Origin of the sequence: Nesterenkonia halophila, assembly GCF_009467795.1 — a bacterium.
Classification (GTDB): domain Bacteria; phylum Actinomycetota; class Actinomycetes; order Actinomycetales; family Micrococcaceae; genus Nesterenkonia; species Nesterenkonia halobia.
This window is the reverse complement of the sequence record NZ_WIAX01000006.1, coordinates 141287-165151: the sequence shown is the minus strand read 5'-3', so window position 1 is coordinate 165151 and position 23865 is coordinate 141287. Positions and strand designations below refer to the sequence as shown.

At 72.6% G+C, this 23865-nt stretch carries 20 protein-coding genes; 5 read left to right on the top strand and 15 right to left on the bottom strand.

Going from position 1 to position 23865, the window contains the following annotated elements; translation table 11 throughout:
* Positions 1–249 precede the first annotated feature (249 nt).
* Genes tyrS through GCL72_RS03205 form a run of 4 tightly spaced genes read right to left on the bottom strand, consistent with a single transcriptional unit; the run spans position 250 to position 5709 of the window.
* A complete protein-coding gene (gene tyrS, locus GCL72_RS03220) occupies positions 250–1563 on the bottom strand; it encodes a tyrosine--tRNA ligase (RefSeq protein WP_153143270.1) in 1314 nt (437 codons plus the stop codon).
* A gap of 49 nt (positions 1564–1612) precedes the next feature.
* Positions 1613–3937, bottom strand: a complete 2325-nt coding sequence (locus GCL72_RS03215) for a HelD family protein (RefSeq protein WP_246160981.1) — start codon at positions 3935–3937, stop codon at positions 1613–1615.
* 49 nt (positions 3938–3986) lie between these two features.
* On the bottom strand, positions 3987–4721 hold the full coding sequence (locus GCL72_RS03210; RefSeq protein ID WP_153143269.1) for a DNA-3-methyladenine glycosylase: 735 nt from the start codon (positions 4719–4721) through the stop codon (positions 3987–3989).
* A 46-nt stretch (positions 4722–4767) separates the two neighbouring features.
* A complete protein-coding gene (locus GCL72_RS03205; protein ID WP_153143268.1) occupies positions 4768–5709 on the bottom strand; it encodes a GTP-binding protein in 942 nt (313 codons plus the stop codon).
* A gap of 218 nt (positions 5710–5927) precedes the next feature.
* Between GCL72_RS03205 and ykgO the strand changes: the two genes are divergently transcribed.
* Positions 5928–6050, top strand: a complete 123-nt coding sequence (gene ykgO / locus GCL72_RS03200; protein ID WP_153143267.1) for a type B 50S ribosomal protein L36 — start codon at positions 5928–5930, stop codon at positions 6048–6050.
* Positions 6051–6108: 58 nt separating this feature from the next.
* Here ykgO and GCL72_RS03195 read toward each other — a convergent pair whose 3' ends face one another.
* The 4 genes from GCL72_RS03195 to GCL72_RS03180 all read right to left on the bottom strand — a co-directional run bounded on the left by GCL72_RS03195 (position 6109) and on the right by GCL72_RS03180 (position 10788).
* Entirely contained in the window at positions 6109–6912 is an 804-nt protein-coding gene (locus tag GCL72_RS03195) for a lytic transglycosylase domain-containing protein (RefSeq protein ID WP_153143266.1), read from the bottom strand.
* A gap of 5 nt (positions 6913–6917) precedes the next feature.
* Positions 6918–8384 carry an argininosuccinate lyase gene (gene argH / locus GCL72_RS03190; RefSeq protein ID WP_153143265.1) on the bottom strand — a complete coding sequence of 489 codons (1467 nt, stop codon included), beginning with the start codon at positions 8382–8384 and terminating at the stop codon, positions 6918–6920.
* A 3-nt stretch (positions 8385–8387) separates the two neighbouring features.
* On the bottom strand, positions 8388–9626 hold the full coding sequence (locus GCL72_RS03185; protein WP_153143264.1) for an argininosuccinate synthase: 1239 nt from the start codon (positions 9624–9626) through the stop codon (positions 8388–8390).
* Between the two features lie 133 nt (positions 9627–9759).
* Positions 9760–10788 carry an arsenic resistance protein gene (locus GCL72_RS03180; RefSeq protein WP_153143263.1) on the bottom strand — a complete coding sequence of 343 codons (1029 nt, stop codon included), beginning with the start codon at positions 10786–10788 and terminating at the stop codon, positions 9760–9762.
* An 89-nt stretch (positions 10789–10877) separates the two neighbouring features.
* Between GCL72_RS03180 and GCL72_RS03175 the strand changes: the two genes are divergently transcribed.
* From GCL72_RS03175 to GCL72_RS03165, 3 genes are all read left to right on the top strand, one after another.
* A complete protein-coding gene (locus GCL72_RS03175; protein WP_153143262.1) occupies positions 10878–11339 on the top strand; it encodes an ankyrin repeat domain-containing protein in 462 nt (153 codons plus the stop codon).
* A gap of 250 nt (positions 11340–11589) precedes the next feature.
* The gene (locus GCL72_RS03170; RefSeq protein WP_153143261.1) at positions 11590–12966 is read left to right on the top strand and encodes a hemolysin family protein; all 1377 of its coding nucleotides are present in this window, start codon (positions 11590–11592) and stop codon (positions 12964–12966) included.
* Positions 12963–13994 (top strand): CNNM domain-containing protein, encoded by a 1032-nt coding sequence (locus tag GCL72_RS03165; protein ID WP_153143260.1) that lies wholly within the window; start codon positions 12963–12965, stop codon positions 13992–13994. Before GCL72_RS03170 ends, GCL72_RS03165 begins: the two co-directional genes overlap by 4 nt.
* A 79-nt stretch (positions 13995–14073) precedes the next feature.
* Here the strand turns inward: GCL72_RS03165 and GCL72_RS03160 are convergent, their stop codons facing one another.
* From GCL72_RS03160 to argC, 6 genes are all read right to left on the bottom strand, one after another.
* Positions 14074–14577, bottom strand: a complete 504-nt coding sequence (locus tag GCL72_RS03160) for an arginine repressor (protein ID WP_153143259.1) — start codon at positions 14575–14577, stop codon at positions 14074–14076.
* Positions 14574–15551 carry an ornithine carbamoyltransferase gene (gene argF / locus GCL72_RS03155; RefSeq protein ID WP_153143258.1) on the bottom strand — a complete coding sequence of 326 codons (978 nt, stop codon included), beginning with the start codon at positions 15549–15551 and terminating at the stop codon, positions 14574–14576. The genes GCL72_RS03160 and argF overlap by 4 nt, the downstream gene beginning before the upstream one ends.
* Positions 15551–16792 carry an acetylornithine transaminase gene (locus GCL72_RS03150; RefSeq protein ID WP_153143257.1) on the bottom strand — a complete coding sequence of 414 codons (1242 nt, stop codon included), beginning with the start codon at positions 16790–16792 and terminating at the stop codon, positions 15551–15553. Before GCL72_RS03150 ends, argF begins: the two co-directional genes overlap by 1 nt.
* Positions 16789–17691 (bottom strand): acetylglutamate kinase, encoded by a 903-nt coding sequence (gene argB / locus GCL72_RS03145; protein ID WP_211364953.1) that lies wholly within the window; start codon positions 17689–17691, stop codon positions 16789–16791. The genes GCL72_RS03150 and argB overlap by 4 nt, the downstream gene beginning before the upstream one ends.
* A 118-nt stretch (positions 17692–17809) precedes the next feature.
* Entirely contained in the window at positions 17810–18976 is a 1167-nt protein-coding gene (gene argJ / locus GCL72_RS03140; protein WP_153143255.1) for a bifunctional glutamate N-acetyltransferase/amino-acid acetyltransferase ArgJ, read from the bottom strand.
* The gene (gene argC / locus GCL72_RS03135; protein WP_153143254.1) at positions 18973–20004 is read right to left on the bottom strand and encodes an N-acetyl-gamma-glutamyl-phosphate reductase; all 1032 of its coding nucleotides are present in this window, start codon (positions 20002–20004) and stop codon (positions 18973–18975) included. Before argC ends, argJ begins: the two co-directional genes overlap by 4 nt.
* A 159-nt stretch (positions 20005–20163) precedes the next feature.
* Between argC and GCL72_RS03130 the strand changes: the two genes are divergently transcribed.
* Positions 20164–21171 carry a quinone oxidoreductase family protein gene (locus GCL72_RS03130; RefSeq protein WP_153143253.1) on the top strand — a complete coding sequence of 336 codons (1008 nt, stop codon included), beginning with the start codon at positions 20164–20166 and terminating at the stop codon, positions 21169–21171.
* Between the two features lie 121 nt (positions 21172–21292).
* Here the strand turns inward: GCL72_RS03130 and pheT are convergent, their stop codons facing one another.
* Positions 21293–23863, bottom strand: coding sequence for a phenylalanine--tRNA ligase subunit beta (gene pheT / locus GCL72_RS03125; RefSeq protein ID WP_153143252.1), 2571 nt, complete (start codon positions 23861–23863; stop codon positions 21293–21295).
* Positions 23864–23865: the final 2 nt, after the last annotated feature.

The following is a 23865-nucleotide window of genomic DNA, read 5'->3' as shown; positions in this document are numbered from 1 at the left end:
TCCAGTCGCCATGCCCGGCCCAGCACCCCAGAGCGACCCTTCCGGCGTCTGCCCTGTGCCCTGAGCACGGGATAAAACTTTACACACACCCCGGTGACCCGTGCAAACTCGCTGCGCGGTGACCTCGACCACATGCGGAAGAAGCCGCCGGCCCGACCCGTGTGCGGGTCTGACCTGCGGCTTCTTCTATCCCTCACGGCGGAGGGAGCAATGGTGGGCGCCTACCCGACGGCAGAGGGCGCCTCGGGGTCACCCCCGGCGTCGAGTCACCATCGCCAGGTTCTTCTTGCCCCGGCGCAGCACCAGGTGCTCGCCGTGGAGCCACTGGTCCTCAGGTGGGGGCAGCTCGCCGTCGTCGACCTTCACGTTGTTCGCATACGCCCCGCCGTCCTTCACCGTCCGGCGCGCCTCGGACTTCGACGAGACCAGACCGGCGGCCACGAAGAGGTCCACCAGCGGCGTCTCCGGATCCACCTCGGCGTGGGGCAGCTGCTCCGCGGCGCCGCGGAGCGTGGGGGCATCGATCTGCGAGACGTCCCCCTTGCCGAAGAGCGCCTCGGAGGCTTCGATGACCCGACGGGTCTCGTCCTCCCCGTGCACCAGGGTGGTGACCTCCCAAGCGAGCCTCTTCTGCGCCGTCCGCGCCTGGGGGCGCTCGGCGACCTCGGTCTCCAGCTCCTCGATCTCCGCCCGGGTGAGGAAGGTGAAGACCTTCAGTCGATCGATCACGTCGGCGTCGGCCGCGTTGAGCCAGAACTGGTAGAAGGTGTACGGCGAGCAGAGCTCGGAGTCCAGCCAGATGGCGTTGCCCTCCGACTTGCCGAACTTCGACCCGTCGGCATTGGTGATCAACGGCGTGCCGAGCGCGTGGACCTGGGCATCCTCCACCCGGCGGACCAGCTCGGTGCCGGCGGTCAGGTTCCCCCATTGGTCCGAACCGCCGGTCTGCAGCCGGCACCCGTGCTCGCGGTAGAGCTGCAGGAAGTCCAGCCCCTGCAGAATCTGGTAGCTGAACTCCGTGTAGGAGATCCCCTCCTCGGAGTGCAGCCGCTTGGCGACGATGTCCTTCTTGACCATCGTGCCCACCCGGAAATGCTTGCCGATGTCCCGCAGGAACTCGATGGCGCTCATCCCCTGGGTCCAGTCCAGGTTATTCACCATCGTCGCGGCGTTCTCGCCCTCGTCGAAGTCCAGGTAGTGGCGGATCTGATCCTTGAGGCTGTCCACCCATCCGGACACGGTCTCCGGAGTGTTCAGCACCCGCTCGCCGCTCTGCCGAGGGTCGCCGATCAGCCCGGTCGACCCGCCCACCAGGGCCAGGGGCCGGTGCCCGGCGAGCTGCAGCCGACGCATCGTCAGCAGCTGGACCAGATGCCCCAGATGCAGCGACGCCGCCGTCGGGTCGAAGCCGCAGTAATAGGTGACGGGCCCCTGGGCGAGGGTCTTCTCCAGCTCCTGCTCATCGGTGGAGACCTGCACCAGGCCGCGCCAGGTGAGCTCCTGCCAGATCGTCTCGAAGCTGTCGTCGATGCGCTGGGCGTCCAGCGCGGGGTTCTTCTCCATGGGGCTGTTCTCCATCACCTGAGTCACGTTAGCACTCCCCCGCACGGGGTCAGTCCGCGTCCGGCGCCGCCGCGAACCCCGGAGGCAGCTCCTCCGCGGCGACCACGTGCAGCGCATGGGTCGGCCGGGTCAGCGCGACGTACAGGCTCCCGATCCGCCCGCCGGCCTCGCGGAGCAGAGCGGCCGGCTCGACGACGACCACCGCGTCGAACTCCAGTCCCTTGGCGTCGTCGGCGCCGAGCACCACGATGTCCTGGGCCAGCGAGCCGGCGCCCTCGCCGACGCGGTCGCCGTAGCGGCCGCGCAGGCTGCGGCGCAGCGGCTCCACCATCGGCTCCGGCACGATCGCGGCCACCAGTCCTTCGCCGAGGCGCTCGATCTCGGCGTCGACGGCGGCGGCCGCGGACGCCTGGAGACGGTCGGCGTCGACGGACTCGACCACCGGGTCGTGCTCGCCGTCGCGGACAGTGCGCAGGCTGGTGATCGGCAGACCGTGCGCCCGGGCGACGCGCTCGGCGAGGTCCACGATGCGCCGCGGCGTGCGGTAATTGACCGTCAGCTCCTCGACGCGCAGTCGGTCGCCGACGAAAGGCCCCATCGCCTGCGCCCAGCTCGCGGCCGCCGTCGCCGAGGACCCCTGAGCGGTGTCGCCGACGACGGTGAAGGACTTCAGCGGGCAGCGGCGCATCAGCACGTGCCACTGCATCGCCGAGAGCTCCTGGGCCTCGTCGACGACGACGTGTCCGTAGGTCCAGGTGCGGTCCACCTGGGCCTGCTCGGCCGCGGAGAGCCGACCGGCGGTCTCGGTGTTCATCGCCGCCACGCCCTCGGCGTCGAGGAAGCCTTCGATGCCCTTCTCCTCCAGCTGGGGCGCGGCGTTCTCCACCGCCTTCTGGGCGTTCTCCAGATTCTTGTCCCGTTCGGCCTGCTGGCGGGCCTCCTCGCGGCCGGCCGAGTCGTCGAGGTCGCCGAGCAGCTCGGCGGCCTCGTCCAGCAGCGGCACGTCGGAGGTGGTCAGCGGCGCTCCCGGCGCACGGCGGAGCAGCTCGCGCTCGGCCTCGTCGAGCTGCGGGGCCGCCCGCCGCAGGTACTCGGGCTTGGAGAAGAGGTCCTCGAGCAGATGCTGCGGCGTGCGCGGCATCCAGCACAGGTTCAGCAGCACGCGCACGTCGCGGGAGGAGCGCACGTCCTCGGTCAGATAGCTGCGGTCTGCCTCGTTGCCCTCCGACCGTTTGTTCAGGGTCTTCTCGACCTTCTCGGCGATCTCCCGGACCATGACCTTCACGAACGTGGTCCGGGCCTCGTTGTACGGCTTGCCGGTGGCCCGGGCGCGCTCTTGGGCGCGGCGGATCATCGCCGGAGTGACCTTCGCCCGGATGCCCTCGACTTCGACGTGGCGCGGCTCGTCGATGGTCCGCTGCCGGTCGGCGACGGCGGCGGCGACGACGTCGACCATGTCCAGCCGTCCCTTGATCTCGGCGACGCGCGGGTCCTCCTCCTCGATGCCGTGGACCCCCGGATAGAGGTCGGCCAGCGAGCTCATCACCACGCCGGTCTCGCCGAGCGAGGGCAGCACACGCTCGATGTAGGACATGAAGGTGGGGTTCGGCCCGACGATCAGCACCCCGGCGGACTTCAGCCGCTCGCGGTGGCCGTAGAGCAGGTAGGCCGCCCGGTGCAGCGCCACGGCGGTCTTGCCGGTGCCGGGCCCGCCCTGCACGACCATCACCCCGGGCATCTCGGAGCGGATGATGCGGTCCTGCTCGGCCTGGATGGTCGCGACGATGTCGCCCATCTGGCCGGTGCGCCGCGCCGTCAGCGCTGCCAGCAGCGCGCCGTCGCCGTGGTTCTCGGTGGCCTCGGCGAGCATGTCGACATCGAGCACCTCGTCCTCGATGCCCTGGACCTCGCGGCGCCGCAGCATCAGGTGGCGGCGCCGCCGCACGCCGTGCCGCTCGAAGGCGGTGGCCTGGTAGAAGACCCCGGCCTCGGGCGCGCGCCAGTCGATCATCAGCCGCTGCAGGTCGTCGGTGGTCAGCCCGATGCGGCCGATGTAGCGGCACTCGCCGCCGTCCAGGTCCAGCCGTCCGAAGACCAGCCGGTCGTCGACGGCGTTGAGCTGGGCGAGGCGGTCCTCGTACATCGTCGCGAAGGCGTCGCGCTCCGAGATGTTCTGCATGGTGCCCACCGCGCCGGTGCTGCGCACCTGGGTCAGCTGGTCGTGCTTCTCGTCGCGCAGCTCGTCCAGCCGTCGGTACAGCACGGCGACGTAGCGGCGTTCATCCTCGAGGCCGCCCTCCAGCGGCGGCACCGGGACGTCGTGGGTGGCGGGGTGCAGCGGCTCGGCCGAGGCCGAGGAGATGGAGTCACTCATCTGGATGCGCATCTCTCATGTCCGAATACGATGACCACCCATCCTACAGTCATGCGGGTGAACCTCGGGTGACCACGTCGTCCCCGCGGGCAGCGCCGACGGCGCCCTCCGCGGGCACGTTCCGTCCGGGCCGATAGGCCGAGACGCTCGGCTCGTCGACCAGCCGGAACCGCCAGGGGAACGCCGCTCCCCCGCCGACGCCGGAGACGCCGACCCGCGGGCCGGAATGCACCTCGCCGACGGCGTCCGCCGGCGGGGAGAGCAGGAAGGCCGCGCCGTCGTCGAGGTCCGGCGAGGCGGCGGCCTCCCCGGGCTCCGGATGCTGCCGGGCCGGGGCCAGACGCACCGGCGTCGCGTCCATCGGCAGCGTGATCCCGAGCCCCTGGCCCAGCCGACCGGGGCCGGCGAGCAGCTTCGCCCCGGTCTCGCGGCCGCGGCGCCGCGCTGCCAGCTCCCTCCCGCCGAGGACCTCTCCAGCGCGCAGCAGCACGCCGCCGGCCGTGCCCTCCGGCCCGCAGGCGAGGTTCAGGCAGCGGTGGATGCCGTAGTTGAGATAGACGTAGGTCCGCCGCGGCGGCCCGAAGAGCGAGGCGTTGCGCGCTGTGGGACCGCGGAAGCTGTGCGCGCCGGGGTCCTCGCCCTGGTCCCCGTAGGCCTCCACCTCGGTCAGCCGCACCGCGACCGCGCCGTCGGCGGTGACCACCGTCAGCCGGCAGCCCAGCAGCGCCGGCGCCAGCTCGGTCGCGTGGCCGGCGAAGAGTGCGTCGAGCGTCGTGATGTCCACGTCACCAGTCTGGCAGGCCGGATGCGCGGTCGACGTCGGGGCCGGGTCAACGGTCCGGGGCGACGTTCCATCGCGGGAACGGATCAGCGTACTGCGACCAGGCGGCGGGCCCGGCCGTCAGCTCCTGGTCGTCGAGCACCGCCTCGTCCAGCGCGGAGACCAGTCGCCGCGCGTCCATCCCCACGCTGACGATAGCCAGGTCCTGGCCGAAGGACAGGACCTGGTCGGCGTCGGCCGATCCGTCGACGGCCAGCGGCTCCAGGACCAGGCTCCGTCCGACCTGATCCCACCTCGCGAGGACGTGCGGACGCGAGGCCAGGCGGCAGAAGCCCGCCGACCGGACGATCGACCCGCCGGAGCCGCGGGCGAAGAACGTCTCCAGCACGGCGTGGAGCCTGCCCGGGTGGAAGGGGCGCAGCTGCTCGTAGTGCAGCACCTCCACCGGCGCCGGCCCGTCAGTCGGGGCGACCTCCCCGTTGATCACGCCGACCCACCCGGCTCGCGTCTGCTCCTGCCGGTACAGCGTCGGGCGTCGATGCCGCAGCGCCTCGACGACGGCGGCATCGCCGTCCTCTCCCGAGGTCCGCCGGATCGCCGCCTGCGGGCTGAGCGCCCCGACGAGGGCCTCCAGCACGAGCAGCCGGTCCTCCGCCAGGGCCGAGGCCCTGGCCAGGACCACCTGCGAGGCGTGCTCGATCTGCTGGACCACCAGGTCGGCCCGCCGCGCGTAATCCTCGCCGCCCGGCAGCGGGACCAGGTCCGGCGAATCCAGATCGGCCAGCAGGTGGGCGGCGTCGACGACGCAGACCATATCGCTCAGCCGCGTGGCACCGTCCGACTCGGCGAACAGTCCGATGGCCTCCATCGCCGGCATCCCCAGCGGCAGCTCGACGACCAGCCCGGGGCCGTCGGTCGAGCGGGCCAGCAGATCCGCGGTCCGGTCGATCAGCCCGACGTCGGCCTGCACCTTCCCCGCGGGAAGCAGCACCCGTCCTTCCTGCCGAGCCAGGCGTCGGGCCAGCGCCTGTCGTACAGGAGGGCAGGAGCCCACGACGGCGACGACGTCGACCGGTTCCCCGCCGCCTCCCGGGCTGCGGCTCCCGCGGCCCCGCGCCCGTCCGTCCTCCGCCGAGCACTCCATTGGCATCCCTTCCCGTCGACGCGTAGCATTATCGCTAATAATACTCATTCTCAACAATAGGCGCAATGAAGGTGCGCAACTCGGTGAAGTCGCTGAAACGTCGGCCCGGCGCGCAGGTCGTGCGCCGTCGCGGCAGGACCTGCGTCATCAATAAGCGCGACCCCCGCTTCAAGGCCCGCCAGGGGTGACAGCCGGCGGATCCCGCCCGACGCCGCCGCGCACCGCACTGCGGACCTCACCGCGGCCTCACCGCGCGGCGGCGTAGTCCTCCGCCCAGCCGGCCACTGAACGGGCGTAGTTGTCGGACTGGTTATAGGCGGCGACGGCGGCGTTCCAGCCCGAGTCCTCGGTCAGGTCGCCGCCGTGGGCGCAGAGGTGGCCGGCGGCGGCGAGCGCCGCGTCGTCGTACTGCTGCGGGTCGGCGACGCCGTCCCGGTTCCCGTCGCGGCCGCGCCGCTCCCAGGTCGTGGGGATGAACTGCATCGGGCCCACCGCCCGGTCCCAGACGTCGTCGCCGTCGAGCTCGCCGCCGTCGGTGTCGACGATCTCCCGCGTCCCCGGGCGGCCGTCGAGCGGGATGCCGATGATCTCCGGGCGGACGGTGCCGTCCTCGGCGATCTGTGAGCCCCCGTGGGAGCCGTGGACGCTCTCCACCCGCCCGATGCCGGCGAGGGTCGTCCAGCCGATCCGGCAGTCCGGACGGCTCTCGGCGAGGTGCAGCGACGCCCCGGCGTAGGCGGCCAGCGGCCGCTCGGGGATCCCGGTGTCCGCGGCGACCTCGGCGAGCCAGTCCGCGTCGGGCAGCTCGGCCAGCGGCGCCGCCGTCGTCCGCCCGGTCTGCTCGGCGGCCTGCAGCGGCCGGGGCTGCGGCGGAGCGTCCGGGCGGCCGGTGGGCGACGGGTCCGGCTCGGCCGGGGCCAGCGACCCGCAGCCCACCAGCGTCGCCGCCAGCAGCAGCGCGGCCGCCGGCCGGCCTCCGCGCGGTCGACTGCGCAGACCGCGCCGTCGACCGCGCCGGAGTGCGCCGGCCGGACCCGAGCGCGCCGCCATGCCGATCAGCTGACCGCGTCCGGACCCACCACACTGCCGTCAGAGGCGGCGAACGCGCGGACCGGGGCCAGCTGGCGCTTCAGCTCGGTCAGCTGCTCGGCCACTGCGGAGACGGCCGTGCCGCCCTGCGAGGAGCGCGAGTTCAGCGAGCCCAGCGTGGTCAGCACCTCGCGCACCGCCGGAGTCAGGTGCTCCGAGACGGCCGCGAGCTCGTCGTCGGTGAGATCCCAGAGCTCGACGTCGCGCGCCTCGGCGACGCGCACCGCCTCGCCGGCCAGCTCGTGGGCGACGCGGAAGGGCACGCCCTGCCGGACCAGCCATTCGGCGATGTCCGTGGCCAGGGCGAAGCCGCGCGGGGCGAGCTCGGCCATCCGCTCCGTGTGGAAGGTCAGCGTGCCGACCATCCCCGAGACCGCCGGCAGCAGCAGCTCCAGCGTGTCGACGGCGTCGAAGAGCGGCTCCTTGTCCTCCTGCAGATCCCGGTTGTAGGCCAGCGGCAGGCCCTTCAGCGTGGTCAGCAGGCCGGTGAGGTCGCCGATCAGCCGGCCGGACTTGCCGCGGGCGAGCTCGGCGACGTCGGGGTTCTTCTTCTGCGGCATGATCGAGCTGCCCGTGGAGAAGGCGTCGTCGAGCGTGACGAAGCCGGCCTCCTTGGTGGCCCAGAAGATGACCTCCTCGCTGATCCGCGAGAGGTCGACGCCGATCATCGCCGTCACCCAGGAGAACTCGGCGTAGACGTCCCGCGAGGCGGTGCCGTCGATGGAGTTCCAGGTCGCGTCGGCGAAGCCGAGCTCCTCGGCCACCCGCACCGGGTCCAGCCCCAGCGAGGAGCCGGCGAGCGCGCCGGAGCCGTAGGGCGAGACCGCCGCGCGCTCGTCCCAATCGGCCAGCCGCTGCAGGTCGCGCAGCAGCGCCCAGGCGTGGGCCAGCAGGTGGTGGCCCAGCAGCACCGGCTGGGCGTGCTGCAGATGCGTGCGACCGGGCATCGGGGCCGCGGGATGCGCCTCGGCCTGGGCGACGAGCGCGTCGACGACCTCCAGCACGCCGGAGGCGACGACTCGAGCATGATCGCGCAGGAACATCCGTCCCATCGTGGCGATCTGGTCGTTGCGCGAGCGCCCGGCCCGCAGCTTCCCGCCCAGCTCCTCGCCGGCGCGCTCGAGCAGGCCGCGCTCCAGGGCGCCGTGGACGTCCTCGTCGGACTCCGCCGGCCCGAAGGCTCCGGAGAGCACGTCGGACTCCAGCCGATCCAGCGCGGCCAGCATCGACTCCAGCTCGGCGTCGTCGAGCAGGCCGGTGCGGTGCAGCACCCGCGCGTGGGCGCGGGATCCGGCGATGTCATAGCGGGCGAGCCGGAAGTCGAACTGCGTCGACTTGCTCAGCGCGGCCAGCGCGTCGGCCGGCCCGGAGGCGAAGCGACCGCCCCAGAGCGCGCCTTCGTTCGTCGCGTGAGAGTCCTGCTGATCAGCCATCGTTCACTGCGTCCCGATGCCGTGGCCGGAGAGGTCCGGCTTGCCGTACAGCCGCTCCTCACGCTGCGAGGCGACCTTCGAGGAGAGCCCGTAGATGTCGATGAACCCGGGCGCCGAGGACTGGTCGAAGGCGTCGCCCTCGTCGTAGGTGGCCAGGTTGAAGTCGTACAGCGAGGTCGCCGACTTCCGTCCCTGGACCGTGGCCCGACCGCCGTGCAGCTCCAGGCGGATCTCGCCGGAGACATGCGTCTGGGTCGCCTCGATGAAGGTGTCCAGGTTCTTCTTCAGCGGCGAGAACCACTGGCCGTCGTAGACCAGCTCGGTCCAGCGCTGGTCCACGGTCTTCTTGAACCGGGCCTGCTCGCGCTCCAGAGTGACGTTCTCCAGCTCCTGGTGGGCGGCGATCAGCGCCATCGCTCCGGGAGCCTCGTAGATCTCGCGGGACTTGATGCCGACCAGGCGGTCCTCGACGATGTCGATCCGGCCGATGCCCTGGGCGCCGGCACGGCGGTTGAGCTGGTAGATCGCCTCCAGCGGAGTGACCGTCGCGCCGTCGATCGCCACCGGCACGCCCGCCTCGAAGGTGATGGTGGCGACGTCGGGCGCCGGCGGGAAGGCCGGGTCCTCGGTGTAGTCGTAGACGTCCTTGGTGGGGCTGTTCCAGATGTCCTCGAGGAAGCCGGTCTCCACCGCGCGGCCCCAGACGTTCTGGTCGATGGAGAACGGATTGGACTTGGTCGTCTCGATCGGCAGCTGGTGGCGCTCGGCGTACTCGATCGCCTTCTCGCGGGTCAGGGCCAGGTCGCGCACCGGGGCGATGCACTTCAGCTCCGGGCCGAGGGTCTGGATGGAGACCTCGAAGCGGACCTGGTCGTTGCCCTTGCCGGTGCAGCCGTGGGCGACGGTGGAGGCGCCGAACTGCTGGGCGGCGGCCACCAGGTGCTTGGAGATGATCGGGCGCGAGATCGCCGAGACCAGCGGGTAGGAGTCCATGTAGAGCCCGTTGGCCTTCAGCGTGGCCATGCAGTACTGCTCGGCGAACTCGTCGCGGGCGTCGGCCACGTAGGCCTCGACGGCGCCGCAGTCCAGGGCGCGCTGGCGGACGGTCTCCAGGGACTCGCCTCCCTGGCCGACGTCGACGGCGACGGCGACGACCTCGGCCCCGGTGGCTTCGGCGATCCAGCCGATCGCCACGGAGGTGTCGAGTCCGCCCGAATAGGCGAGAACAATGCGGTCGGTCATTCCACTGGCTCCTTGCGTCGTCCCGGCGGGGCGGGAGGGTGTGCGGCTCGCCGGCGATTCTACATAAATATTCGATCGCCTGCATACTCCGTGCCGCGGCTCGCCCTGCTCCTGCTGAGGCACAGTGTCACACTCACGCGGCGAGCGTCATCGCGCGCCGGCGCCGCAGCCGATCGGCCAGCAGCACCAGATGCGGGAACTCCAGCAGCATGCCGAGCACGATCGTCGCCGCGAGCACCGGATCCGGGCCCAGCGTGGCGCTGGTGAGCGCCAGCATCAGCGGCGCGTTGCGCGCGGCCCCGGAGACGCAGAGCAGCGCCGTCTCCTCGTGGCGCAGCCGGAGCCCGCGGGAGACGAGCTCGAGCAGGACCGTGCTCGCCGCGAAGAAGACGACCACGGCCGCCAGCGCCGGGGCGACGACGTCGAGCGCGCCGACCAGCTGCCCCGAGCCGCCGGCGAGCAGCACCGCGAGCAGTCCGGCCAGCACCACCGGCACGGCGCGCCCGGCGCCGGCGATGAGCCAGGAGGAGAGATCGACGGAGAAGCCGGCGGAGGGGTCGGCGCCGCGAGCACCGGACAGCCGAGCGGCGATCAGCCGCAGCACGACGGCGACGCCGGCCGGGACCAGCACCATCGATACCAGGGCCGGGCCGAGCCGTTCGAGGACCCCGTCGACGGCGCCGCCGGCGGCCAGCGAGACCCAGAACGGATAGAGCGCCAGCTGCAGCCCCAGATGCATCGGAATGAGGGCGGCGCCCAGCGCGGTGCTGCCGCCGGCCAGGCGCACGAAGCCCAGGAACCAGTCGGCGCAGGGGAAGAGCAGGTAGATCAGCACTCCGAGCCGGACCATCTCCTGCTCCGGACCGGGGAGGAACAGCCAGGACAGCCCCCAGGCCAGCGCCGGCAGCAGCAGGAAGTTGCAGACGACCAGCAGGCCCAGCACGCCGAGCCCGCGCCTCGACCGCAGCGCGGCGCCCCCGCCGATCGGCCGCAGCTCGAGGAAGAGGAGCGTCACCAGCAGCATGACCATCGGCTCACGGGCCGCGGCGGCGGCGCCGGAGAGCTGCGGAGCCAGCACTCCGACGACCAGCCCTGCCGCGATGCCGACCAGCCCGAGCAGCGCCGTCGAGCGAGACGGGGACGAGAGCGCCGAAGTCGTCATGGAAACCTTCACAAACTCTATTGAGAACCATTATCAGTAGATCACTCTACACAGGTCCCGCCGGGAGGACGAACCGGTAGACTGGCGGCATGCCTCATGACGCCTCCCCCGACGCCGGGCAGCCGGACGACCAGGCGCCCGAGACCGACCAGCCGACGCCGCCTGAGCTCACCGACGAGCAGCTGGAATTCCTCAATTCGATGTTCGACCTGGCCCGCCAGGGACGCGAGGAGGAGCTGCTCGCGCTCGTCGACCAGGGCATCCCGGTGAATCTGGCCAACTCCAAGGGCGACACGCTGCTGATCCTGGCCACCTACAACAACCACGTCTCCCTGGTCCGCGGCCTGCTGGCCCACGACGCCGACGTCCACCGGGTCAACGACCGCGGGCAGTCGGCGCTGACCTGCGCGGTCTTCCTGCAGAACGAGGAGTCGGTGACGCTGCTGCTCGACGCCGGCGCCGATCCCCGCCACGCGGGGCAGAACGCCTACGCCGTCACCGAGATGTTCGACCTGCCGGCGATGCGCGAGCTGCTGGACTCGCGCGGATGAACAGCTCCGCACGCTCCCGACCCTCCGACGCCTCGGCCGCCCGCGGCCGACGCTGAGCCCGGGCTCGCGCGGCCCCGGCTGCGGCCGGGGTGCGCTATCCTGTTGCCAGTCGTCACGCCGCGCAGGCGTCGGCGATGACCGTGTGACCGCTCCGTCTCGGAAGAGGTGCCGCCGCACTCGTGGACGACCCTGACTGTCGCCCCCGCCGCACGACCGTCCCGCTCCGGGCTCCTGACGCAGGGGCCGCGCGATGACCGCCGTCCTCCTGCTGCTGCTCGGCTGTCTGCTGATCTTCGTGATCATCCTGGCCAACGGCTACTTCGTCGCCCAGGAGTTCGCCTACATGTCGGTCGATCGCCACCGGCTGCGGGCCCTGGCCGACTCCGGAGACCGTGCCGCACAGCGCGCGCTGCGCGTCACCGGCCGGACGTCCTTCATGCTCTCCGGCGCCCAGCTGGGCATCACCGTCACCGGCCTGCTGGTCGGCTACGTCGCCGAGCCGCTCGTCGGCGAGGGGCTCGGCGAGCTCCTCGGCGGCGTCGGCGTCCCGGACGCGCTGAGCATCACCGCCGGCACCGTGCTGGCGCTGGCCGTCTCGACCGTGGTGCAGATGATCTTCGGCGAACTCTTCCCGAAGAACTACGCCATCGCGAACCCGACGCCGCTGGCGCTGGGCCTCTCCCGCTCGACGACCTGGTACCTGGCCGGGTTCGGCTGGTTCATCGCCCTCTTCGACCGCTCCTCCGAGCTGCTGCTGAAGCTGGTGGGCATGCGCCCCGTCGAGGACGTCGACTCCAGCGCGACCGCGGACGATCTCGAGCGCATCGTGGCCGACTCGCGGGCCAGCGGCCATCTGCCCGAGCAGATGTACCTGGCCTTCGACCGCATCCTCGACTTCCCCGACCAGGACGTCGAGCACGCCATGATCCCGCGGTCCCGCACCGGATACGTCGCCCCGGGGACCACCGTCGGCGAGGTCCGGGCGATGATGGCCGCCGAGCACACCCGGTATCCGGTGATCGACGCCGACGACCAGCCCATAGGCATCGTGACCATGCTGGACGTGCTCGCCGGCGGCGTCGACGACGCCGAGCCGGTGACGACGGCGATGCGCGAGCCGGTCATCCTTCCGACGCTGATGCGCCTGCCGGAGGCGGTGCGGACGCTGCGCCAGCAGCGCTCGCAGCTCGCCTGCGTCATCGACGAGTACGGCGGCTTCGTCGGCGTGGTCACCCTCGAGGACCTCGGCGAGGAGATCTTCGGCGACATCACCGACGAGCACGACGCCGAGCCGCCGCCGCTGGCCGAGGCGACGGGCGAGGACCGCTGGCGGGTCGACGGCGAGATCGCCCTGGACGAGCTCGAGCGTGCCGTCGGGCACGACGTCCCCGAGGGCGACTACGAGACGCTCTCCGGGCTGCTGATCGATCAGCACGGAGGCCTGCCCGACGTCGGCGACCGGGTGCTGATCGACCTTCCCGCCGAGCCCGGCGACTACTCCGCCGACGAGCCCCCGCCTCACCGTCGCCTGGAGGTCACCGTCGTCAGCCTCGAACGTCACGTGCCGTCCGTCGTCGAGCTGTCAGTCCATGAGGACCGGAACGCGGAGCAGGAGCAGGACCGATGACCGCATGGATCGTCCCCACCGTCGCCACGCTCGCGATCATCGCGCTCTCGGCGTTCTTCGTCGTGCTGGAGTTCTCCATGCTGGCCGCGCGGCGGCACCGGCTCGAGGAGGCCGCCGAGACCAGTCGCTCCGCCCGGGCGGCGCTGCGCGGACTCAATGAGCTGACCGTCATGCTCGCCGCCGCGCAGCTGGGCATCACCGCCTGCACCTTCGCCCTCGGCGCGGTCAGCAAGCCGGCCGTCCACCACGCGCTGGCTCCGCTGCTGGAGGCGACGGCCCTGCCGCTGTGGGCCGCCGATGCGGTGTCCTTCACCGTGGCGCTGCTGCTGATGACGTTCCTGCATCTGGTCGTCGGGGAGATGGCCCCGAAGTCCTGGGCCATCGCCCATCCGGAGCGATCCGCGCGGCTCGTCGCGGTCCCGGCCCGCGCGCTGGCCCGGCTGCTCCACCCGCTGCTGAGCGTGATCAACGGCCTCGCCAACCGGCTGGTCTCCGCCGCCGGGGTGGAGCCGGTCGACCGGGCCGCCGTCGGCGGCTACGACTCCGAGACCATCCACCAGCTCATCCGGCACTCGACGGACGCCGGCGCGCTCGACGAGGCCTCCGGCGGCCAGCTCACCCAGATCATCGCCCTGGAGACGCTGCCGGTCGAGGAGGTCAACGCCGGGCGCCGCCGGTCCGGCACCACGTCCCTGCCCGCGGGGGCGACGATGGCCGACGTCCAGCGCGCCGCCGCGCAGACTGCGCATCTGCGGATCCTGCTCCACGGCGACCGCCCGGCGGACGATCCGCGGATCGTCCACGTCCGCGACACGCTCACCGCCGATCCGCAGGATCCGGCCGTCGAGGTCTCGCGGCCGACGCTCGTGCTGCCGCCGGGCACGCCCGCCCCGCAGGTGCTGCAGCGGATGCGCGAGACCGGCGAGCAGCTGGTCGTCGTCCGGACGGAGGGACGCCCGCTGACCGGAGTGGTCACCTGGAACGACATCCTGCGTCGTGTCTGGCCCGAGTCGGCCCGGCAGGCGTAATCCGGCAGACGCAGCCCGGCGCCGGCGCCCGGCCCGGTCAGGTGACGCGGCTCAGACGGTGCGTCTCAGGAGACGCGGCTCAGGAACGACCTTCGGCGAAGCCGTTGAAGCGGGCGGCGACCGCCTCGCCGCCGACGGGGTCGGTGGTGACCAGCATGATCGTGTCGTCGCCGGCGATGGTGCCCAGCACGTCCTCCAGCCCGGCGTGGTCGACGGCGCTGGCCAGGAACTGCGCGGCCCCGGGCGGAGTCCTCAGGATGACCAGATTCGCGCTGGCCTCCGCGGAGACCAGCAGATCACGGCAGAGGCCCACCAGCCGCGCCGTCGTCGCCGCCTCGGTCTGCTCAGCCTGCAGCTCGCGCTCGTGGCCTTCGCCGGGCACCGCGTAGATCAGCGCGCCGTCGGCGCCGCGGACCCTAGCCGCGCCGATCTCCACCAGATCGCGCGAGAGCGTGCCCTGGGTGACCTTCAGCCCCTCGTCGGCGAGCTCCTGGGCGAGCTCGCCCTGCGAGCGCACACTGTGCCGGCTGATCAGCTCGCGGATCTTCGCCTGGCGCGCCGTCTTGGTCGCCGGAGCGGTCATCGCCGCTCCGCCGCGCGGACCTGGGAGACGGTCTGCTCGTCGGCCCGTCCGGACTCCACCAGCAGCCAGGCCATCAGCGCCTTCTGCGCGTGCAGGCGGTTCTCCGCCTCGTCCCAGACCGCCGACTGCGGCCCGTCGATGACCTCGCCGGTGATCTCCACTCCTCGATACGCCGGCAGGCAGTGCAGCACCAGGGCTCCCTCGGCGGCCTGCGCCATCGCCGCGGCGTCGACGCGGTAGTCGCCGAAGAGCCGCAGCCGCTGCTCCTTCTCCTCCTCCTGGCCCATCGACACCCAGGTGTCGGTGGCGACGACGTCGGCGTCGGCGAGCGCGACGGCCGGGTCGGCGGTGATCGTCGCCGAGCCGCCGGTGACCGCGGCGCGCTCCTCGGCGGCGGCGACGATCGCCGGATCGGGCCGGTGGCCGTCGGGGCCGGCGATGCGCACGTGCATCCCGGCGTTGACGCCGGCGAGCAGATAGGAATTGGCCATGTTGTTCGCCGCATCGCCCAGATAGGCCAGCGAGCGGCCGGACAGCTCGCCGAGCTGCTCGCGGACGGTGAGCAGATCCGCCAGCAGCTGGCAGGGGTGGTAGTCGTCGGAGAGCGCGTTGATCACCGGGGCCGCGGAGTGCGCGGCCATCTCCTCCAGGCCGGACTGCGCGTAGGTGCGCCAGATGATCACCGAGACCATCCGCTCGAGCACGCGGGCGGTGTCGGCGATGGACTCCTTGTGGCCCAGCTGGGACTCGCCGGGGTTGATCACCAGCGGCGAGCCGCCCAGGGCCGAGATCCCGGCGGAGAAGGAGAAACGGGTGCGCGTGGAGGTCTTGTCGAAGAACACGGCGGCGGTCTGCGGGCCGGCCAGGGCACGGATCGCGTAGGGATCGGCCTTCATCCGCGTCGCGAGGGTGAGCACGCGGTCGAGTTCCTCGGGGGCGAGGTCGAGGTCCGAGAGGAAGTGGCGGGTGCTCATCAGTTCTCCTTCGCGGCGGCGAGCAGGACGGGCAGGGCCTCGACGAAGCGCAGCACCTGCTCCTCGGCGATGTTCAGCGGCGGCGCCAGCCGCAGCGTGGTCGGCCCGGTGGCGTTGATGATGAAGCCGGCGTCCAGCGCAGCGGCCACCACCGCCGGGGCCAGTCCGGCGGCCGGGGCGCGCTGCGCATCGGCCTGCAGCTCGACGCCGAGCAGCAGCCCGGCGCCGCGGACTTCGGCGACGCCGTCGACGGCGGCGAGCGCGTCGGCGAGCGTCCCGCCCACGGCGCGGACGTGCGCCAGCAGCCCCTCCTCCTCGATGCCGGCGATCGTCGCCAGCGCGGCCGCCGTGGCCGGCGGGTTCCCGCCGAAGGTGGTCCCGTGCTGGCCGGCGGCCAGCAGCGCCGAGACCTCCTCGCCGCGGGTGATCAGCGCCCCGATCGGGAAGCCGCCGCCGAGTCCCTTGGCCAGCGTGACGGCGTCGGGGTCGACGCCGGCGGAGGCGAACCAGGCGCCGGTCCGGCCGACGCCGGTCTGGACCTCGTCGACGATCATCAGCGCCCCGGCCTCCCGCGTGATCGCGCGGACGGCGGCGAGATAGCCCTCGGGCATCGCGCGCACCCCGGCCTCGCCCTGGATGGGTTCGACGACGACGGCGGCGACGGTCTCGTCGACGGCGGCGCGCAGCGCCTCGACGTCGCCGGCAGGCACATGCTCGACCCCGGCAGGCATCGGCTCGAAGGGCTCGCGCTGGGCGGGCTTGCCGGTCATCGCCAGCGCTCCCATGGTCCGGCCGTGGAAGCTGTCGTCCAGCGCGATGATCCGCGGCCGTGCGGCGCCGCCGTGGCGACGGGCCAGTTTGAAGGCGGCCTCGTTGGACTCGGTGCCCGAGTTGGTGAAGAACACCTTCGACCCCTCCGGCGAGGCGGAGAGCCGCAGCAGCGTCTCGGCCAGCGCGACCTGGGACGGGCTGGTGAACAGATTCGAGATGTGGCCCAGCGTGGCGACCTGCTCGCCGATCGCCGCCGTCACCCGCGGATGGGCATGGCCCAGGGCGTTGACCGCGATCCCGGCCAGCAGGTCCAGGTACTCGCGGCCGTCGGCGTCGACGACGGTGGCCCCGGAGCCGCGCACCAGCACCCGCTGCGGGGTGCCGAAGACGCCCAGCAGCGCGTCGCGGTAGCGGCCCAGCAGCCCCTGCGAGCTCGCCGCGGCGTCGGCAGCATCAGTGGTCTCGCTCAACGGTCCTCCTCCGCATCGGGCACGACCTGGGTGCCCACGCCTTCAGTGGTCACGACCTCCAGCAGCATCGAATGCGGCTCGCGGCCGTCGACGATGTGCGCCCGCGGCACCCCGCCCTCGACGGCGGAGAGCGCGGCGGTCATCTTCGGGATCATCCCGGCCTGCAGATCGGGCAGCATCTCCTTCAGGTCGGAGGCCGCCAGCGAGGAGATCAGCGAGGAGCGGTCCGGCCAGTCGGCGTAGAGCCCCTCGACGTCGGTGAGCATGACCAGCTTGGCCGCCCCCAGCGCCGAGGCCACGGCGGCGGCGGCCAGGTCGGCGTTGACGTTGAGCACCTCGCCGGTCGGCCGCCCGGCGGCGTCGAACTCCGGGGCGATGGTGGAGATCACCGGGATGCGCTTGGCCGCCAGCAGGTCCTGCACGGCGTCGGGGTTGACTCCGGTGACCTCGCCGACCAGCCCGAGGTCGACGTTCTCGCCGTCGACGGTGACCTGCTTGCGCACTGCGCGCAGCAGCGCCGCATCCTCGCCGGAGAGGCCGACGGCGTAGGGGCCGTGCGAGTTGACCAGGCCGATGAGCTCGCGGCCGACCTGGCCGGTGAGCACCATGCGCACCACGTCCATGGCCTCCGGCGTGGTGACCCGGTAGCCTCCGCGGAACTCGGACTCCACGCCGACGGCCTCGAGCATCGTGTTGATCTGCGGGCCGCCGCCGTGGACGACGACGGGATTGACTCCGACGTGCCGCAGGAAGACCACGTCCTCGGCGAAGGCGCGGCGCAGCTCGTCGTCGACCATGGCGTTGCCGCCGTATTTGATGACGATGGTCTCGCCGGCGAACTTCTGCATCCAGGGCAGCGCCTCGATCAGCGTGGCCGCCCGCGCGCCGGCGGCGGCCAGCGGATCGGACTGCCGCGGCTGGTAGCTCGTGGAGGTGGGGTTCACAGGGGTCCTCACGATGGGTCTGGTCGGCGGATCCGGCGTCGACGAATCCGGACTCGGCGGATCCGGCCGAGGGTCAGCTGGAGTAGGCGGAGTTCTCGTGCACGTAGTCGTGGGTGAGGTCGTTGGTCAGGATGGTCGCCTCGGCGTCGCCGGCCTTGAGGTCGATGGTGACCTCCACCTGGCGGCCGGAGAGGTCGACGAGCTCGCGGTCCTCGCCGATGCCGCCGGACCGGCAGATCGTCACCCTGTTGACCGCGACGTCGATGGTCGCCGGATCGAAGGCGACGTCCGTGGTGCCCACGGCCGAGAGGATGCGCCCCCAGTTCGGGTCGCGGCCGAAGATCGCCGTCTTGAACAGATTCGAGCGGGCGACGGCGCGGCCGGCGGTCTCGGCGTCGGCCTCGCTGGCGGCATGGACCGTGGTGATCGCGATCTCGTGGGCCGCCCCCTCGGCGTCGGCGATCAGCTGGGCGGCCAGATCCCGGCACACTGCGGTGAGCGCGGCCTGGAACTCGGCCAGGTCCACGCCGGCGGGGTCGGCGTCGGAGTTGGCGCCGGAGGCCATGGCGACGACGGTGTCGTTGGTGGACATGCAGCCGTCGGAGTCGGCGCGGTTGAAGCTGACCCGCACCGCCTCGCGCAGGGCGGCGTCGAGGTCGGCCGGAGCGATGACCGCGTCGGTGGTCACCACGGAGAGCATCGTGGCCATGCCCGGGGCGAGCATGCCCGCGCCCTTGGCCATCCCGCCGACGGTGAAGCCGGTCCCCGCGGCCTGGGAGGTCTTGGCCACGGAGTCGGTGGTGCGGATGGCGTCGGCGGCGGCCTCGCCGGAGACGGCGTCGTCGGACAGCGCGCCGACGGCGGCGTCGACGCCGGGCAGCAGCGCCTCCATGTCCAGGCGCGTCCCGATGAGTCCGGTGGAGCAGACCAGCACGTCCTGGGAGGAGAGCTCGAGCGCCTCGGCGACGTGCTCGGCGGTGGCGTGGGTGTCGGCGAAGCCCTCCGGGCCGGTGCAGGCGTTGGCCCCGCCGGAGTTGAGCACCACCGCCTCGGCCCGGCCGTCGTCGATCGCCTGCTGCGACCAGAGCACCGGGGCGGCGGCGACGCGATTGGTGGTGAAGACGGCCGCGGCGTGCTTCTCCGGGCCGGTGTTGACCACCAGGGCGAGGTCGCGCCCGGACGGCTTCAGTCCGGCCCCGACGCCGGCGGCGGTGAATCCTGCGGCGGCGGTGATGCTCATGGTGCGACTCCCATCATGTCCAGTCCGGCGGTCTCGTCCAGCCCCAGGGCCAGGTTCATCGACTGCACCGCGCCGCCGGCGGTGCCCTTGGTGAGGTTGTCCGAGGCGGAGACGACGACCGCCCGGCCGGCGTGCTCGTCGACGGCGAGCTGCACGGTGATGTGGTTGGAGCCGACGACCTGCTTGGTGGCCGGCCACTGCCCCTCGGGCAGCAGGTGGACGAAGGGCTCGGCGTCGTACTGTGCGGCGTAGGCCGCCCGCAGCTGCTCCGCCGTCGTGCCCGGGGCGAGCTTCGCCGTCGAGGTGGCCAGGATGCCGCGGGACATCGGCGCCAGCGTCGGGGTGAAGGAGACCTGCACGTCGGCGCCGGCGGCGGCGCGCAGGCCCTGCTCGATCTCCGGGGTGTGGCGGTGCACGCCGCCGACGCCGTAGGGGCTCATCCCGCCGGAGACCTCGGAGGCCAGCAGATGCGGCTTCAGCGACTTCCCCGCCCCGGAGGTGCCGGTGGCCGCGACGATCACGATGTCCTCGCGCTCGACCAGTCCGGAGGCGACCGCCGGGGCGAGCCCCAGCAGGATCGTCGTGGGATAGCAGCCCGGCACCGCCACGCGGCGGGTGCCGCGCAGCCGGTCGCGGCCGCCGGGCAGCTCGGGCAGCCCGTAGGGCCAGGTGCCCTGGTGCGCACCGTCGTAGAAGGCGTCCCAGTCCGCCGACGACTCCAGGCGGTGGTCGGCGGCGGCATCGATGACCAGCACGTCCTCGCCCAGCTGGGCGGCGATCTCGCCGCTGGCTCCGTGCGGCAGGGCGAGGAGGACGACGTCGTGGCCGGCCAGGACCTCGGCGGTGGTGTCCTCGATGGTCCGGTCGGCCAGGGCGTGCAGATGCGGCTGCACCGCGCCCAGCCGCTCCCCGGCCGAGGAGTGCGCCGTGACGGCGCCGACCTCGACCTCGGGATGGGCGGCGAGCAGGCGCAGGACTTCTCCCCCGGCATAGCCGGAGGCTCCGGAGACGGCGACGCGATAGCTCATGCCGGCCAGTCTACGCCGATGTATGCAGGTTCATCAATATTTATGCATATCCGATGCGGCGGGGAGCTGCCGGGCGACGGGCCGGCGATCAGCGCGGAACGACTCCGCGCTCCCCGGCGGCTGTTCGGCGCGACCAGGTGATTTCGGTACTCTGTGCGCATGGTCGACAACACTGTGTATCCCGAGGACCTGCCCGATGCCGCGCAGGTCGTGCGCGCCGAGCAGGCCGGCGGACCGGACGTCCTCTCCCCGGCGGAGACCGCGCTGCCCGAGCCCGCCCCCGGCCAGGTCCTGGTGGAGACGTCCGCGGCCGGCGTCAACTTCATCGAGACCTACCAGCGCGCCGGCGTCTACCCCGTCGAGCACCCCTTCGTCCCCGGCACCGAGGGCGCGGGCCGGGTGATCGACGTGGGCGAGGGCGTCGAAGGCCTCGCCGTGGGCTCACGGATCGCCACCAGCGAGGCCGCGACCGGCACCTACGCCAGCCACTTCCTGGTGGAGGCGGCCAAGGCGGTCCCGGTGCCCGACGACATCAGCGACGAGCAGGCCGCCGCCCTGCCCCTGCAGGGGGCCACCGCCCACTACCTGATCAACTCCACCTACCGGGTCTCGCCCGGCGAGACGGTGCTGACCCATGCCGGCGCCGGCGGCGTCGGCCAGCTGCTCACCCAGCTGCTCAAGGCCAAGGGGGCCCGGGTGATCACCACGACGTCGACGCGGGAGAAGGCAGAGATCGCCCAGGCCGCCGGTGCCGACCACGTGCTGGACTACCAGGACTTCGCCGAGCAGGTCCGCGAGATCACCGCCGACGCGGGCGTCTCGGTCGTCTACGACGGCGTCGGCCGGGCGACCTTCGAGGGCTCGCTGCGCAGCCTCGGGGTGCGCGGCACCATGGTGCTCTTCGGCGGTTCCTCCGGCCAGGTGCCGCCGCTGGACCTGCAGGAGCTCAACGCCCGCGGCGGCCTCTACATCACCCGCCCGGCGCTGGCGTGGTACCTGCGCAACGCCGAGGAGCGGGCCTGGCGCTTCTCCGAGCTGTTCAAGGCGCTGGGCGACGGCACGCTGACGCTCTCCATCGGCGCGACCTACCCGCTGGCCCAGGCCGGGCAGGCCCACGAGGACCTGGAGAACCGCCGCACCACCGGTAAGCTGCTGCTCAAACCCTGATCACGCCCGGCCCGCCCGCCGGAACCGACCCCGCCGACGACGACGGCCCCTCGCCCCGGAGCACCGGAGCGAGGGGCCGTCGTCGTTCTGCAGGATCGTGAAGCCGTGCGCGGAAGGTGCCTCAGCGCTGGGTCGCGCCGTGGCGCCGCTCGGCCAGTGCGACCGCGTGCCCGCGGGCCTCCGAGGCCTCGTCGGCGGTCAGCGTCCGGTCCGACGCGCGGAAGCGCAGCGCGAAGGCCAGCGACTTCCTGCCGTCCTCGATGCCCTCGCCGGCGTAGACGTCGAAGAGCTCGACGTCCTCGAGCAGCGCGCCGGCGCCCTCGGCCAGCGTCGCGCGCAGCTCGCCGGCCGGCAGCCTTGCGTCGACGATCAGCGAGACGTCCTGCGTGGTCTGCGGGAACGTCGACAGCTCGGCGGCGGTGACCTGCTCGGGCGCGGCGGCCAGCACCGCGGAGAGGTCCAGCTCCACCGCCGCGGTGCGCGCGGGCAGATCCCAGGCCTCGACGACCTTCGGGTGCAGCTCTCCGGCGACGCCGATCCTCGTGCCCGCCGCGGCGCCGTCGGCCGCCGGCAGCCGCAGCTCCGCAGTGCGCCCGGGGTGGAAGGCCTGGTGGGCACCCTGGACGACCTCCAGCTCGAGGCCGACGCGCTCGGCGACGTCGCGGGCGACCTCGATCGCGTCCGCCCAGTCCTGGCGGCGCCCGGAGGCGCCGACCTCCGCCGCCGGCTCGGCGCCGCAGAGCGTCGCGGCGACGTGCCAGGGCTGGTCGGGGATGCCGGCGACCAGATCGGCGAGGACCTCCTCGCCGGGGTGGACGCCGAGACCCGGGATCTCCGCGCTGCCGACCTGCTGGCCGGGAAGGAAGACCGCGCCGGCCTCGTAGAGCGCGAGGTCGGCGAAGCCGCGGGAGACGTTGCGCCGCAGCGTGTCCAGCAGCCCGGGCAGCAGGCTGGTGCGCAGCGTGGCGTGCTGGGCGGCGATCGGGTTCACCAGCCGCAGCATCGGCCAGGGCTCCGCGCTCTGCTCGGCGCGGCCGAAGAGCGTGTTGGCCTCCTCGGAGAGGAAGGGGTAGCTCAGCGTCTCGGTCAGTCCCGCGGCCGCCAGTCCGTCGAGCACCTGGCGGCGGCGACGCTGGTCGGCGGTGAGCCCGCGGCCTGCCGGCGCCTGCGGCAGGCGCGCCGGGATGCGGTCGTAGCCGACCAGCCGGGCGATCTCCTCGACGAGGTCCTCGGCGATGGTCAGATCCGGCCGCCAGCTGGGCGGGGTTACGTCCAGCCGGCCTGCGGAGTCGGGGCCGACGACAGTCGCTCCGATCGCGCGCAGCGTCTCGACGATCTGCTCCTCGGTGTACTCCACGCCGGTCAGCCGCTGCGCCAGCGTCGGGTCGAAGGACACGACCGGCGGCAGGGCCGGGTCGCCGACGGCGGTGATCTCGCCGGAGTCGGTGCCGGCGGCCAGCTCGACGAGCAGCTCGACGGCGCGCTGGGCGGCGAGATCGGGCAGCAGCGGGTCGACGCCGCGCTCGTTGCGCTTCGAGGCCTCCGAGGGCAGCTTGTGCCGCCGCCGAGTGCGCCCGATGGAGATCGGGTCGAAGTGGGCGGCCTCGATGAGCACCGACGTGGTCGTCTCTCCGACCTCGGTCTCGCCGCCGCCCATGACGCCGGCCAGTCCGATCGCCCCGCGGTCGTCGGCGATGACCAGGTCCTCGGCGTCGAGCGCGCGGGCCTTGTCGTCCAACGTGGTCAGCGTCTCGCCGGCGGCGGCGCGGCGTACGCGGACCGGGCCGCGCAGCTGCTCGGCGTCGTAGAAGTGCAGCGGCTGGCCCAGCTCCCACATGACGTAGTTGGAGATGTCGACAGGCAGCGAGATCGGACGCATGCCCGCCAGGCGCAGCCGGGAGGCCATCCAGGGCGGAGTGGGCGCGGTGACGTCGACGCCGGTGACCCTCCGCGCGACGAAGCGGTCGCAGCCGGCGGTGCCGTAGATCGGGGACTCGTCCTCCAGCCGGACCTCGTGGCCGGCCGCCGCCGCCTCGGGGACGACGATCTGCGCGGCCGGATCGACGACCTCGGTGCCGGTGGCGTGGCCGTATTCGCGGGCGACGCCGCGCATCGAGAAGGCGTAGCCGCGGTCCGGGGTCACATTGATCTCGGCGGCCTCGTCGGTCAGCCCGAGCAGCGCCAGCGCGTCGGCGCCGACCTCGGGGTCCAGCCCGAGCGTGGAGAGCACCAGGATCCCGTCGTGGTCCTCGCCGAGACCCAGCTCCTTGGTCGAGGCGATCATCCCGGCCGAGACGTGGCCATAGGTCTTCCGGACGCTGATCCGGAAGTCGCCGGGCAGCACCGCGCCGGGCAGGGTGACCACGACTTTGTCGCCGACGTCGAAGTTGTGCGCCCCGCAGACCACGCCCTGCACACCGTCGGGCTCGATGCCCTCGTGCGTGAGCGTCTGGGGCTGTCCCTCGGGGACGACGCGCACGCGGCACCAGTTGATGGTCTTGCCGTTGGTCTGCGGCTCGGGGGTCTTCTCCAGCACCTCGCCGACGACGACGGGACCGCTGATCTCCTCGGAGGGCCGGTGGACGTCCTCCTCCTCGAGGCCGACGCGGACGAGCCGGGACATCAGGTCCTCGGCCGTGCCGTCGACGTCGAAGCTGGTGTACTCGCGGATCCAGGACAGGGGGATGCGCATGC

Excerpts from the sequence above, each read along its gene's own strand:
- GCL72_RS03160 (WP_153143259.1), bottom strand. The coding sequence starts at position 14,577 with ATGACCGCTCCGGCGACCAAGACGGCGCGCCAGGCGAAGATCCGCGAG.
- argF (WP_153143258.1), bottom strand. The coding sequence starts at position 15,551 with ATGAGCACCCGCCACTTCCTCTCGGACCTCGACCTCGCCCCCGAGGAA.
- GCL72_RS03185 (WP_153143264.1), bottom strand. The coding sequence starts at position 9,626 with ATGACCGACCGCATTGTTCTCGCCTATTCGGGCGGACTCGACACCTCC.
- GCL72_RS03195 (WP_153143266.1), bottom strand. The coding sequence starts at position 6,912 with ATGGCGGCGCGCTCGGGTCCGGCCGGCGCACTCCGGCGCGGTCGACGG.
- GCL72_RS03130 (WP_153143253.1), top strand. The coding sequence starts at position 20,164 with ATGGTCGACAACACTGTGTATCCCGAGGACCTGCCCGATGCCGCGCAG.
- GCL72_RS03165 (WP_153143260.1), top strand. The coding sequence starts at position 12,963 with ATGACCGCATGGATCGTCCCCACCGTCGCCACGCTCGCGATCATCGCG.
- tyrS (WP_153143270.1), bottom strand. The coding sequence starts at position 1,563 with ATGGAGAAGAACCCCGCGCTGGACGCCCAGCGCATCGACGACAGCTTC.
- GCL72_RS03175 (WP_153143262.1), top strand. The coding sequence starts at position 10,878 with ATGCCTCATGACGCCTCCCCCGACGCCGGGCAGCCGGACGACCAGGCG.
- GCL72_RS03215 (WP_246160981.1), bottom strand. The coding sequence starts at position 3,937 with ATGAGTGACTCCATCTCCTCGGCCTCGGCCGAGCCGCTGCACCCCGCC.
- argJ (WP_153143255.1), bottom strand. The coding sequence starts at position 18,976 with ATGAGCATCACCGCCGCCGCAGGATTCACCGCCGCCGGCGTCGGGGCC.
- ykgO (WP_153143267.1), top strand. The coding sequence starts at position 5,928 with ATGAAGGTGCGCAACTCGGTGAAGTCGCTGAAACGTCGGCCCGGCGCG.
- GCL72_RS03170 (WP_153143261.1), top strand. The coding sequence starts at position 11,590 with ATGACCGCCGTCCTCCTGCTGCTGCTCGGCTGTCTGCTGATCTTCGTG.
- argH (WP_153143265.1), bottom strand. The coding sequence starts at position 8,384 with ATGGCTGATCAGCAGGACTCTCACGCGACGAACGAAGGCGCGCTCTGG.
- argC (WP_153143254.1), bottom strand. The coding sequence starts at position 20,004 with ATGAGCTATCGCGTCGCCGTCTCCGGAGCCTCCGGCTATGCCGGGGGA.
- GCL72_RS03180 (WP_153143263.1), bottom strand. The coding sequence starts at position 10,788 with ATGACGACTTCGGCGCTCTCGTCCCCGTCTCGCTCGACGGCGCTGCTC.
- pheT (WP_153143252.1), bottom strand. The coding sequence starts at position 23,863 with ATGCGCATCCCCCTGTCCTGGATCCGCGAGTACACCAGCTTCGACGTC.